12 protein-coding genes are annotated in these 12,528 nt (G+C 66.7%); 4 read left to right on the top strand and 8 right to left on the bottom strand.

What is annotated here, in order from left to right:
* The first annotated feature begins 2 nt into the window (after positions 1-2).
* On the top strand, positions 3-845 hold the full coding sequence (locus LIW09_RS02070) for a M23 family metallopeptidase (RefSeq protein WP_256646324.1): 843 nt from the start codon (positions 3-5) through the stop codon (positions 843-845).
* Here the strand turns inward: LIW09_RS02070 and LIW09_RS02065 are convergent.
* A complete protein-coding gene (locus tag LIW09_RS02065) occupies positions 822-1,919 on the bottom strand; it encodes an HDOD domain-containing protein (protein WP_256646323.1) in 1,098 nt (365 codons plus the stop codon). The genes LIW09_RS02070 and LIW09_RS02065 overlap by 24 nt on opposite strands.
* Before the next feature lie 152 nt (positions 1,920-2,071).
* Complete coding sequence (locus LIW09_RS02060; protein WP_256646322.1) at positions 2,072-4,546, bottom strand: serine/threonine-protein kinase; 2,475 nt, start codon at positions 4,544-4,546, stop codon at positions 2,072-2,074.
* Between the two features lie 26 nt (positions 4,547-4,572).
* Between LIW09_RS02060 and LIW09_RS02055 the strand changes: the two genes are divergently transcribed.
* Positions 4,573-6,177, top strand: coding sequence for a peptide chain release factor 3 (locus tag LIW09_RS02055; protein WP_256646321.1), 1,605 nt, complete (start codon positions 4,573-4,575; stop codon positions 6,175-6,177).
* A 42-nt stretch (positions 6,178-6,219) separates the two neighbouring features.
* Here LIW09_RS02055 and LIW09_RS02050 read toward each other — a convergent pair whose 3' ends face one another.
* From LIW09_RS02050 to mtgA, 3 genes are read right to left on the bottom strand one after another with little or no spacing between them, the layout of a single operon-like run.
* Positions 6,220-6,648 (bottom strand): CBS domain-containing protein, encoded by a 429-nt coding sequence (locus tag LIW09_RS02050; RefSeq protein ID WP_256646320.1) that lies wholly within the window; start codon positions 6,646-6,648, stop codon positions 6,220-6,222.
* Positions 6,608-7,648: a glycosyltransferase family 2 protein gene (locus tag LIW09_RS02045; RefSeq protein ID WP_256646319.1), complete on the bottom strand. Its 1,041-nt coding sequence runs from the start codon at positions 7,646-7,648 to the stop codon at positions 6,608-6,610. The genes LIW09_RS02050 and LIW09_RS02045 overlap by 41 nt, the downstream gene beginning before the upstream one ends.
* 16 nt (positions 7,649-7,664) lie before the next feature.
* Positions 7,665-8,420 (bottom strand): monofunctional biosynthetic peptidoglycan transglycosylase, encoded by a 756-nt coding sequence (gene mtgA / locus LIW09_RS02040; protein WP_256646318.1) that lies wholly within the window; start codon positions 8,418-8,420, stop codon positions 7,665-7,667.
* 110 nt (positions 8,421-8,530) lie between these two features.
* On the opposite strand from mtgA, the gene hslO reads away from it, so the two are divergent.
* Together hslO and LIW09_RS02030 are read left to right on the top strand one after the other, a co-directional pair.
* Positions 8,531-9,433, top strand: coding sequence for an Hsp33 family molecular chaperone HslO (gene hslO, locus LIW09_RS02035; protein WP_338064826.1), 903 nt, complete (start codon positions 8,531-8,533; stop codon positions 9,431-9,433).
* Positions 9,434-9,594: 161 nt separating this feature from the next.
* Complete coding sequence (locus LIW09_RS02030; protein ID WP_256647122.1) at positions 9,595-10,437, top strand: XOO1806 family protein; 843 nt, start codon at positions 9,595-9,597, stop codon at positions 10,435-10,437.
* A gap of 78 nt (positions 10,438-10,515) precedes the next feature.
* On the opposite strand, the gene LIW09_RS02025 is transcribed toward LIW09_RS02030, so the two are convergent.
* The 3 genes from LIW09_RS02025 to LIW09_RS02015 are packed head-to-tail and all read right to left on the bottom strand — an operon-like array spanning position 10,516 to position 12,496.
* On the bottom strand, positions 10,516-11,400 hold the full coding sequence (locus LIW09_RS02025) for a DUF4097 family beta strand repeat-containing protein (protein ID WP_256646317.1): 885 nt from the start codon (positions 11,398-11,400) through the stop codon (positions 10,516-10,518).
* Between the two features lie 17 nt (positions 11,401-11,417).
* A complete protein-coding gene (locus LIW09_RS02020) occupies positions 11,418-11,921 on the bottom strand; it encodes a hypothetical protein (RefSeq protein WP_256646316.1) in 504 nt (167 codons plus the stop codon).
* The gene (locus LIW09_RS02015) at positions 11,918-12,496 is read right to left on the bottom strand and encodes an RNA polymerase sigma factor (RefSeq protein WP_425507905.1); all 579 of its coding nucleotides are present in this window, start codon (positions 12,494-12,496) and stop codon (positions 11,918-11,920) included. Before LIW09_RS02015 ends, LIW09_RS02020 begins: the two co-directional genes overlap by 4 nt.
* Positions 12,497-12,528 lie beyond the last annotated feature (32 nt).

Here is a 12,528-nt window from a genome sequence, read left to right as displayed (position 1 = left end):
CGATGCGCCCCTGCCTCATCCTCGTGCTTGCCTGCCTGTGCTGCGTCGCCAGCGCCGGCTCCTCGCCGCCAGCAAACAGCACTGACGCGATTGCGCGCCTGCGCATTGAACCCGGCAATGGCGAGTACCTGGCCTGGGCCGACAATCGATTGGCCGGCCCCATCGAAGTTCAGCTGGACGCGGCCGGCGGCCCGGCGCCGGCCAGCCAACCCGCGCTGCCGGCACGCGCCAGCGTGCCTGCCGGCGGCAGCGCGCTGCTGGCCAGGCTGCAGCCGCCCGCAGGCCGCGACGGCTGGCTGCGCTTGCGCCTCCAAGGCGTGCCCGGCAGCTCCAATGCCAGGCCGCAGGACGTCGCCTATCTGTTGCCGCTGCCCGGTGAGCAGGCGGGAAACCACGTGGAGCAAGGCTTCGATGGCGGATTCAGCCATCAGGATGCGGAAAACCGCTATGCGCTGGATTTTGCCGCCGCAGTCGGCACGCCGGTGTTGGCCGCGCGCGCCGGCATCGTGATGCAGATCCAGGATGGCTATCGCGAACATGGCCTGGATTACGCCCGCGACGCCGGCCGCGCCAACTTCATCCGCATCCTGCATGAGGACGGCAGCATGGCGCTGTACGCGCATCTGGCCAACGCGGGAACACAGGTGCATCTCGGCCAGCAGGTGCAGGCTGGCCAGCGCATCGGTTTGTCCGGCAATACCGGCTACAGCACCGCGCCGCACCTGCATTTTTCAGTGCAGGTCAACCGCGGCATGCAGCTGCAATCCATTCGTTTTCACATGCCCGGAGTCGAGGCCGGGGCCGGGGCCGGAGCCGAGCGATCAAGCAACTTCGTCCAGCGCTGACGGCTCGACCATCTCGCGCCATTGCGGCAATTTGTCCAGCATGCCCACCGAGCGCAGATAGTCCTCGTCCGGCTCCTCGCCCGCCACCAGCGCCGTCGCCACATGCACCGCACCGGTCACCCAGAACCCGCCGGAGCGCAGCTGACTCGGCCGGCGCTGGTAGGCCACGGCCTCCACCAGTGGCATCGGCAACCCCCACAGCCCCATCAGGTAGGCGCCAGCTTCGGCGTAATTCGGGCCTTCTTCCTCGCTTTCAGCGGACGCCACGCCAGGCAGCAATTTGCCGACCTCGGACAGCAGGCTGGCGGTCGCCGCCAGTTCGGCGCTCGGCCCGGGGAGCAGCTTGCGGGCCAGGTTGGACGCCCGCAGCGCGCGATCCTGCATCTCTTCGCGCGCCTTGCCGCTGCCCAGCTTCAGGCCGCCAAACGCCTCGATGGTCAGCACCATCCGCAGCAAGGCCTGGTGACCCAGCCGCACCACCGCCGAGCGCATGTCGCTGATCTCGCGGCCACCCGAGAAATACGCGGAATTGCACAGCCGCAGCACTTTGGCGGCGATGGCCGGATCCTGCGACAGCGCTTGGGCGATGGCCGCGTTGTTGGCATCAGGATCGCGCAGCAGCCGGGTCAGCTGCAGGTACAGCCGGGGCGGCGGCGGCAGCGAATTGATGCGCCCCAGCAGGCGCTTGAGCGCCTCGTTGTCGAGCAGTTGGCGCAAGTCGATGACGCTTTCCACCGCCTCGACCAATTCCGCCGGATCCAGCGGCCGCCCCAGCACGCGGTGCGCGCCGTCCAGCCCCTGCGCGATATCCACGCTGGCTTCGTTGGGCGACTGGTCCAGCAGCAGGATGCGAACCGCCTGCGGGTACAGCGCGGCCACCCGCGCCAGCAGCTCCGGGCCGCCGATCGGCCCAGGCCGCAGGCCGCACACGAACACGTCGAACGCCGGCATCGCCGGCTCCACCGGCGCACCCGCCGGCAGCCAGTCGATCTGCCAATCCAACCCGAAATCGGCCAGCAGCGCGCCAAACTCCGCGGCCCGCTCCGCATTTTCCCCGGCGATGACTATGCGCACGTCGACACCTTTTCCGTCAATTCGAATCGACCCAGAACGAGCTCAGACCCCGTTCTCGGCAGCAGTTTACGTTGCAATGACCGAAAAAAACCGCGCCCCGCTCCCAGTCCGCAACACCCGCGACAGCGCCACCAACAGGGCATGCCCCAAGCCTACTCCCTCACCTCCACCGGGAACTCGCTGCGCAGCGCCGCTGCCTGGGCTTGCATTCCCAGGCGATCATAAGTCTCAGCGAGCCGCTGCGCAGTTTCGCGCGTGCGCGGATGGTTTGACCCCTGTTTGCTCTTCAGGGCCGTCAATGCCAATTCCAACTTGCGACGCGCCGTCTGCAGGTCGCCCAATGCAATGTCTCCACGCGCCGAATTCGCCACAAAAACGTAATAGTTGGGGTGGTCAGCAGCCATCGTCGTACCAGCCAGTCGGATCGCCTCGTCCCACAACCGCTTGGCCTCAAGTGCCTTGCCCATGTCCAACAGCGCCGATGCCTTGACGTTACGCGCCATCACCGAATCCCGATTTGGTTTACCAAGCTCCATTGCAATCGCCTCATCCGCGAGCACGATCGCTTCGTCATAACGTTTCATCTTCGCCAGCGTCGAGGCCAACATGACCCGATCGACCAACGCACCCTGCCCAGCATCATCTCCTCGCGTCTTACGCACGGCCAGTGCACGGCGCAGCAACGGCTCTGCCTCGGCTGGCCGGTTCAAGCTGTTGTAGGCGGCAGCCAGCTGCGAACCGGAATTCAGGGTTAGCAGGTGGTCTTCCCCGTAGCGCTGCCGCCGCTTCGCATAGACCTCCGCATACAGGCTGACCGCTTCCTGCAGGCGCCCCTGCCGATGCAGCGATTGTCCCAGTGTCTTTTTGGTGTAAAGCGTTTGCGGATGGTCAGGCCCAAGACGTGCCGATTCCGACGCCAACGTCGCTCGCAGCAAACCTTCAGCCTCGAGAGACCCGCCCGAATTATTCAGGGCGAATGCCAGGTTGTGGCGCAAACCGTCCGTGACTTCCGCTCGATCCACCCGCTTGGCAAGCGCCGGGTCGGCCAGCAGTTGCCGATCAAGAGCAATCGCCTCATCGACGCTCCCTAATGCCTCCAATTCCTGTGCGCGCAAAATGCGGGCCTTGAACGCCATTTCCTGCGCCCAAAGCAAGTCAACCTTCACCAACCGCTGCTCCAGGTCGCGCGCCAGACGCAAAGCCTCGTCAGGATCTTCGGCACGCGCCATGTTTTCTGCCCGCGTGAGCCTCGCTCCCATTGCCTCCGCACTGTCAGCCCCAAAGCCCGCGTCCAACCAGGGCTGCGCTCGATCCAGTAAGTCTTGGGCTTTGCGACTTTCCCCCAGACCACTCCATGTCCGCGCCAGCAACAAGGCCACCTGCCCATCAGTGCGCGGAATAGCACGGTGCACCCCCAACGTTTGTTCAGCGCGTTCCAGCACTTGGCGCATCGGCATGTCGGCGGAACCGCCCATTTCCGGATCAGCCTCGGTCAGCATGTTTTCGACGAAGCCGTTCACCGCCGCCAACTCGTTGGCCCGCGCCTGCGCCTCGGCCAGGGCCGCAGTTGCGCGCCGCGCCGCCAGCGTACTGATGGCGGTTGCCGCCAGCAGTGAAACGAACACCACCGCCAGCGCCGCGCTCAGCGCACGGTTGCGACGCACGAAGCGCGACGTGCGATAGGCGCGCGTGGGCGCACGGGCGCGGATCGGGCGCGACTCCAGCACCGCCTCCAGGTCGTCGGCGAAGGCGACCGCGCTGTCATAGCGCTGCGCCGGTTCGCCAGCCAGCGCTTTCATGACCACCAGGTCGAGGTCGCCACGGGCGCTTCGGTTGATCCGCCCCAACGCCTCCGGCGTCCCGCGCTGGACGATGTCCAGCGCTTCGAACAGCGAGGCCGTGGACAATCGCGGATGCGGCAGCTGGCCCGAAAACAGTTCATAGCCGATTGCGCCCAGCGCATACACGTCGCTGCGCGCATCCACGTCGCGCGCATTGCCGGCCAGCTGCTCCGGGCTCATGTAGGGCAAGGTGCCCATCACCTGCCCGGCCTGGGTCATCTGCCCGCCTTCCTCGCCGCGCAGGCGGGCGATGCCGAAATCCAGGATTTTGGGTTGCCCGTGCTCGTCCACCAGGATGTTCGAAGGCTTCAGGTCGCGATGCACGATGCCGCGCCGATGCGCGTAGTCCACCGCACGGGCCAGCTTGGCCAGCAGCGCGATGCGGGTGCGCAGGTCGGGGGCGGTTTGTTCAAGATAGCCGTGCAGATCCGGTCCGCGCACGACTTCCAGGGCGAACCACGGCGAGGGCAATCCGCCCACCAGATCCTCGCCGGCGGCATACAGGCGCACGATGCCCGGATGCTCCAGTTGCCCGAGCAGGTCGATTTCGCGACGAAAGCGCTCCAGCGCATGGCCGGAGAGGCCACGCATCACCTTCAACGCCACGTCGCGCGGCGGATGGGTTTCGTGCGCCAGATAGACCCGGCCCATCGCGCCTTCGCCCAGCAGGCCGAGGATGCGGTAGGGCCCGATGGCGTCGGGCAGGCCCGCTGCGCGCTGCGCCTGCTCGTCCAGTGCGTAAGTCGGGGTGTCGTCCATCGGGCACAGCTCCTCGTCTGCGGCCATGCTGCCCGCCCCGGTATAATTGCGCAATGTCAGAAGTCGCCTCCGAAGCCGCGCGCCGCCGCACCTTCGCCATCATTTCCCACCCCGACGCCGGCAAGACCACGCTCACCGAAAAGCTGCTGCTGTTCGGGGGCGCGATCCAGATGGCCGGTTCGGTGAAGGGCCGCAAGGCCGCCCGCCACGCGACGTCCGACTGGATGGCGCTGGAGAAGGAGCGCGGCATCTCGGTCACCAGCTCGGTGATGCAGTTCCCCTACGAGGGCCGCATCGTCAACCTGCTGGACACGCCCGGCCACGCCGACTTCGGCGAGGACACCTACCGCGTGCTCACCGCGGTGGACAGCGCGCTGATGGTGATCGACGTCGCCAAGGGCGTGGAAGAACGCACCATCAAGCTGATGGAGGTGTGCCGCCTGCGCGACACGCCGATCATGACCTTCGTCAACAAGCTGGATCGCGAGGGCAAGGACCCGGTCGAGCTGCTGGACGAAATCGAATCGGTGCTCGGCATCCAGTGCGCGCCGGTGACCTGGCCGATCGGCATGGGCCAGCGCCTGAAGGGCGTGGTTCACCTGCTCAGCGGCGAGGTGCACCTGTACGAGCCGGGCCGCAACTTCACCCGCCAGGACTCCACCATCTTCCCCTCGCTGGACGATCCGGGCGTGGCCGCGGCCATCGGCCCGCAGCTGCTGGCCGAGGTGCGCGACCAGCTCGAACTGGTACAGGGTGCCTCGCACCCGTTCGACCGCACCGCCTATCTGGCCGGCAAGCAGTCGCCGGTCTTCTTCGGCTCCGGCGTCAACAACTTCGGCGTGCAGCCGCTGCTGGATTTCTTCGTCGAATACGCGCCGGCACCGCGCGCCCGCGCCACCACGACCCGCGACGTGGAACCCGGCGAATCGAAGTTGACCGGCTTCGTCTTCAAGATCCAGGCCAACATGGATCCGATGCACCGCGACCGGGTGGCGTTCATGCGCGTGTGCTCCGGCAAGTTCAGCGCCGGCATGAAAACCCTGCACGTGCGCACCGGCAAGGAAATGAAGCTGGCCAATGCCCTGACCTTCATGGCCTCGGACCGTGAAATCGCGGAAAGCGCCTTCCCCGGCGACGTGATCGGCATCCACAACCACGGCACCATCTCCATCGGCGATACCTTCACCGAAGGCGAAGTCGTGTCGTTCACCGGCATCCCCAGCTTCGCGCCGGAGCTGTTCCGTCGCGCGCGGCTGCGCGATCCGCTCAAGCTCAAGCAGTTGCAGAAGGGCTTGGCGCAACTGTCGGAAGAAGGCGCGACCCAGTTCTTCAAGCCGCTGATGTCCAACGATTTGATCCTCGGCGCGGTGGGCGTGCTGCAGTTCGACGTGGCCGCCTACCGGCTGAAGGACGAGTACGGCGTGGAAGCGACCTTCGAGCCGGTGCAGGTGGCCACTGCGCGCTGGATCCGCTGCAGCGACGCGAAGAAGCTGGAGGAGTTCCGCGAAAAGAACGCACTGAATCTGGCCATCGATGCCGCCGGCGAACTGGTGTATCTGGCGCCCAGCCGGATCAACCTGCAGTTGGCGCAGGAACGCGCGCCGGCGGTGCAGTTCCTGGCCACGCGCGAACACACGCAGGCGAGCGCGACCGGCTGATCGCGCTCGCGTTCTGGGGCAGCGGCAAACCGGCGGCGGTGGCTACGACGCGATATAGCGCTGCAGCTGGTCGATGTCCTGCCGCTGCAGCTCGATCACCGCCTTGACCAGGTCACCGATCGACAGCACCCCGATCACGCTGTCGCCTTCCAGCACCGGCAGGTGGCGGATGCGGCTGTTGGTCACCAGCGCCATGCAGTGCTCGGTACTGTCCTGCGGCGCCACCGTCTGCACCTGCGCCGTCATGATGTCGCGGACCGGCGTGTCCTTCGACGAGCGCCCCTTGAGCACGATCTTGCGCGCGTAATCGCGCTCCGACAGGATCCCGATCAAGCGGGGGCCTTCCATCACCAGCAGCGCGCCAATCCCGCGCTCGCCCATCAGGCGAATGGCATCGATGACCGGCGCATCCGGCCCGATCGAGATGATTTCAGCCGGTTTCGCTTCCAACAGCTGTCGTACCGTGCGCATGGCAGGCCTCTTGTGGCTGGTGATGCTGCCCCGAGAATACCCCGTTTGCAGGCTGCCAGGCATCCACCAGATACAGCGGCCGCTGCTTGGCTTCCTCGTACAACCGCCCAAGGTATTCGCCGATCAAACCCAGTGCCATCAGCTGCACGCCGCCCAGGAACAGCACCACCGCCATCAGCGACGGCCAACCGGCCACCCGGTTGCCCCACAGCAGGGCCTTCACGATCACCCAGCTGCCATAGCCAAACGCGAACACCGCGGTGAGCAGCCCCGCGTAGGTCGCCAGCCGCAGCGGCGCGGTGGAGAAACTGGTGATGCCTTCCAGCGCAAAATTCCACAGCTTCCACGCGTTGAATTTGCTGCGCCCGGCGGTGCGTGCGTCGCGGTGATAGGGAATCGAGGCGTGGTTGAACCCGATCCAGCCGAACAGCCCCTTCATGAAGCGGTGGCGTTCGCGCAGCTGCCGCAGCGCCGCCAGCGCGCGCGGCGACAGCAGGCGGAAATCGCCGGTGTCGCGCGGCACCGGCGTCTTCGACAGCCGGCCAATCAGGCGGTAGAAGCCATGCGCGCTGGCGCGCCTGAACACGCCGTCGCCGTCGCGGGCGATGCGGGTGCCGTGCACGTCGTCAAAGCCCTGTTTCCACTTGGCGACGAACTGCGGCAACAGTTCCGGCGGGTCCTGCCCGTCGGCATCCAGAATCAGCGCGGCGCCGCGCTCGACGCGATCCAGCCCTGCGGTCAGCGCCGCCTCCTTGCCGAAATTGCGCGACAGCCGCAGCAGGGCCACCCGCGCATCCTCCTGCGCAAAGCGCTGCAACACCGCCCACGTCCCGTCGCGGCTGCCGTCATCCACCAGCAGGACGCGCGCCTGCAGACCCTCGCGTTCGGCCTGATCCAGCGCCGCACGCAGGCGCGGCTGCAGCGGCAACAGGGCATCCGCCTCGTTGTAGGCGGCGATGACCAGGGTCAGGCAACGATGCTCAGGCGCGATTTCGGACATGCGCGAAGTATGCCGTTCAATCCAGCGCGCGCAGATAGCCGGGGCCGCCCAACGCGCCCATCTGCCGCTGGATGGCATTGGCGCGGCGCTGCACGTAGGCACCAGGCTTGGCTGCGCTGTAACGCTTCGGGCTGGGCAGCACCGCCGCCAGCCGCGCCGCCTCGCTGGCGTTCAACCGCGACGCATCCTTGCCGAAAAACCGCCGGGATGCCGCCTGCGCACCATAGGTCCCGTCGCCGAATTCGGCGAAATTGACGTACATCTCCAGAATTCTTCGCTTCGGCCACAGCGCCTCGATCAGCGCCGTGTACCAGACTTCCAGTCCCTTGCGCAGCCAGCGGGTTGCACCATGCCCCTGCCACAGGAACAGGTTCTTGGCGGTCTGCTGGCTGATGGTGCTGGCGCCGCGCAGCCGGCGTACCGGCGTTCCGCGCTTTTCCGCACGCGCGATCATTTTCTCGTTGTGCGCCTGCGCCTTCTCGATGGCCGAAAAGTCGAACCCGTGATGGGTGGGGAAGTTCTGGTCTTCCGCCGCCACCAGCGCCAGCGGCAGGTTCGGCGAAATCGCACGCAGACTGCGCCAGTCCTGCGCAATGCGGAACTTGGTATCGCCAGCCAGCAGTGCATCCAGTTGCCTGGCCAGCATGAAGGTGGACAACGGCGGCGCGAAAAAACGCAGCAGCAGCACCTGGGTCACGCTCAACCCCACGAACAGCAGCGGCAACTTCCACCACCAGCCGCGCAAGCGGCGCTTCCATTTTCCATCACTCATGCACTGCTGCCTTGCGATCCATCCCCAAGCCCCCCATTACATCATCCATCGTTCCCTTCCCCTTGCGTGCCCGCGCATTATCCGCAAGCCTGCAGCTCCACGGTATCCACATGACCCAAGCCCACGACACCCAACTGCGCTTCCTGCTCCCCACCGCCGGCGTGCGCGGCGTTGCCGTGCATCTGGACGAGACCTGGCAAGCCATCGCCAGCCGCGCCAGCTACCCCCCCGCAGCCAGCGAATTGCTGGGCGAAGCCGCGGCGGCGGCGGCGCTGTTCACCGGCCACGCCAAGGTCGATGGCCGGCTGTCGGTGCAGCTGCGCAGCCAGGGGGCCATCAGTACCCTGTTCACCGAGTGCACCGCCGCCGGCACCCTGCGCGGCATCGTCCGCCTGAATGAAAACGCCAGCGCGCCACTATCGCGCAACCTGCACGCGCTGGGCGAAGACGCGCTGCTGGCCATCACCATCGAAAACCCATCGCTGGGCGGCGCAGAACCGGTGCGCTACCAGGGGCTGGTGGGCCTGCACGCCACTCGCCTGGACCTGGCCTTCGAGGATTATTTCCGCCAGTCCGAGCAATTGCCCACCCGGCTGCTGCTGGCCTGCAACGCGCAGAGCGCCGCAGGACTGCTGCTGCAAAAGCTCCCGGGCGAAGAGGGCGACGAGGACGGCTTCCGGCGCGCCAGCGCGCTGTTTGACACCCTTGGCGGCGATGAGCTGCTGGCGCTGCCGCCAGCCGAGCTGGTCCACCGGTTGTTCCACGAGGAAGTTCCGGAACTGGTTGGCGAAAAGCCGCTGCGCTTCGCCTGCTCGTGCTCGCCCGCGCGGGTGGAAGCCATGCTGGTGTCGCTGGGGCGCGCGGAAGCCGATGCTGCGGTGGCCGCTGGCTCTGGCCAGGCCGAAATCCTGTGCGAGTTCTGCGGTCAGGACTACCGTTTTGACGCCGGCCAGGTGGCCGCGCTGTTCGCACGGGCCGCCAGCGCGCACGCGGCCGCACCCGGCCTGCAATAAGCCGGCGGATTGCGACGCGGCTCGCAAATCCAGCTCGCCGCATATTGTTAAATAATCATAAATCCACTAGTCTGGATGTCCCCGTCCTGCGGGAACTTCGCCCCCTCGGCTTGGTCAATCGATTCACCATGACGCTGCGCCCGCTGCCCATTGCTGTTGCCGTGCTCGCCCTGGCCTTCGCCAGCGGTCACGCGCATGCGCAAACAAAGGCAAAAACGGTCAGGCATGGCGACGCGAAAATGGTGCCGATCCTGAACAAGGACAGCGGCAAGCTGGAAGCGGTGCTGATGCTGGAGCCGGCCACCTCGTCCACGGGCACCGGCGCACGCTGGCGCTTCGGCAAGACGACATTGGAAGCGACTTACGGCCTGCAGTCAGGCGACTCGCTGGCCCTGCTGTGCGATCGCCACGGCGGCATGGCGCCGGCCATCGGCCAGCTGGCCAGCAATTGCGTTCTCGCCTCGGTGGAAAGCGACAAAGCCGGCAACATCAGCCGGCACGCAAGCGCGGGGGTCAATCTGGGCCGCGACGGTGGCAAGTTCGGGCTGAACATCGGCAAGGGGCGTGACACCCTGCCGGCTTGGCTGTCGCCCGGCCAGCTGGGTGGCGCACGCTACAGCCAGAACGATTTTTCGCTGTTTGCCGAGAAAAACATCGGCCGCGACGGTTTCGTCAGCGTGGGTGGAACGGTCGCCCGCGCCCGCCTGGTGCCGGCCACCGATGTGCCGCAGTTCGCCGACCAGTGGAACACCCGCAGCCTGAACATCAGCGGCGGATACGGGAACTTTGGCGCCAATATCGTTGGCCGCGTGGTCAATGTCCCCGGAGAAAGCGACGTCTGGAAAGGCCTCGGCCTCGGGCTGACGTGGCGCACCCCATGGAACGGCCAGCTCAGCGTCGGCGCCGACAACGTGGTCACCCGCGGCAAGAACCCGTTCTCGCTGAAGGGTGCTCAAGGCGACGATGGCACCACGCCTTACGTGCGCTACCAACAAGACCTTTGAATCACGCGTCCCCAGGCCCGCATCGGAAAGCAGAAGGCCGCACCAGGATGCGGCCTTTGCATGTCCGGCGGCACTGACTCAGGGCAGGCTCAGCCGGGCATCGCCAGAGAAGGTTTCGATGCGGATGTTTCCCTTGCCGGCGCCATAGCGCACGCGGAAGCTGGAGCCAGGCCCGAACGCCTCTTTCTTGATCCGGGCGCCTGGCGCAGCAAGATCACCGCTGAAGCTTTCCGCGGAGACATCGGCGGACAGCGCAGCGGGCAAGCGCAGGCGCAGGTCACCGCTGACGCTTTCCGTCCGGATTTCCCCATCCTCGGCCAACCCCACGCCAAGATCCATGTCGCCCGAGACGGTACTGGCCGACAGCTCGCGCACGCGCTCGCCCAGCGTGTTCAGGCGAATATCGCCGGACACGCTTTCCAGCGATAGCTCGCCATTCAAGCGCCCCTGCACGGTCAGCTGCCCGCTGACCGTATCCACGTGCAGCTCGGGGCTGTTCATTGCCAGCCGGATGTCGCCGCTGACCGAGGTCATCTTGCCCAGTCGCGGCGCACCGTTGGCGATGATGTCACCGCTTACCGACTCCAGCGCCAACTCGCGCGAGGCCAGGCCCTGCACGTTGATGTCAGCCGAAACGGTGTCCACTTCCAGATCGGCCAGCAGCGGCATCTGCACCACCAGATCGCTCGGTTCGGCGTTGTGCCCCCGCGCGGGATACTTGACCTTGATGCGCAACACGCGGCCATCGCCCTCGACCGAGAGTTTTTCCACGCCGGCCCCCAATGTGCCGCCCAGCCTGACCTCGGGGCGATCCCAGGCCAGCACCTGCACCCGTCCCTTGACGTTCTCGATCTCGACCCGGCCGCGCGCATCCAGCGGCCGTGTCTGGCTGATCGGTGTGCCGGCAATGACCGGCAGCGCGCAAGCGCCCAGCAGTGCCAGTGGCAGGAGTTTCGCAAACATTCGCATCTTGGTTTCCCTCAAGCAAAAAGCGCACGGCGCGAGAGCGCGATCCGGCGGGCATAGATCTGCCGCAGCTGCTCCAGCAGCAACGGTGAGTCAGGGTTCTGGCGCAACGCCACCAGGATTTGATCCGCACTGTGATCCAGCGCGGCAAGACCTGCCTGCCAGCTGGCAGGCGCCGGATGCACATCCAGTTCACGCCGCGCCGCCTGGTAATGCACGGTCAGCGTTTCGGCTTCCTTCGGCAATGGCGTCACGGTCGTCACGCGCAGTGGATGTGCGGGTGCCGGCTGTACCGTCTGCGGCGCGTTGCCCTGCCAGGCAACGCCCAGCGCCAGCAGCACTGCCGCTGCCCACGCCAGCGGCCAGCGCCGACGCCTGCGCGGCGCCACGTTCTGCGGTTGTCCCTGAAGGCGCGCCGCAATGCCCGGCCACAGGTCGTGGCCAGGCTCCATCTCCCGACGCAAGCCGCGCAGCGCCATCCGCAACTCCGCCTCGCCCATGCCGCCTTGTTGATTCATGTCGCCTCTCCAATCCGTGCGCGCAACAACCCGCGCGCGCGATGCAGCTGTGCCTTGGAACTGCCCACCGCCATGCCAAGTTCGGCGGCAATCTCTTCGTGCTTCCAGCCTTCCACGTCATGCAGCACCAGCACCGCGCGCGCGCGCGGCGGCAGGCTGGCCACCGCGCGATCCAGTTCACGGCCCAGCATGGCGCGGCCGGCGGTATCCGGCGTGGCCACCGACTCCAGCGCCTCGTCATCATCTTCCGGCCACGGCCGGCTGCGCCGCGCGCGCAGCTCCATCAACGCGGTATTGGCCGCCAGGCGATGCAGCCAGGTGGACACCGCGCTCTCGAAGCGGAAAGACGGCAGCGCCTGCCAGGCACGCACAAACGCCTCCTGGGTCAGATCCTCGGCGCGCGCGCCGGCCTGCCCGACCAACCGCACGATCACCCCATGCACGCGACGATGATGCCGGCGGTAAAGCTGCTCGAACGCGGCAACATCGGCCGACGCGGCGCGGCGCGCCAGCACGGCGTCTTCGTCCGCAATGGAACGCGTTTCGGGAACCTGCGGCATGGGCATGGTGGACATCAGCATACCGGGTGGGATGCTGCATCAAGACT

Origin of the sequence: Thermomonas paludicola (assembly GCF_024498955.1) — a bacterium.
Lineage (GTDB): Bacteria > Pseudomonadota > Gammaproteobacteria > Xanthomonadales > Xanthomonadaceae > Thermomonas > Thermomonas paludicola.
This window is presented reverse-complemented; position numbering and strand designations above follow the sequence as displayed.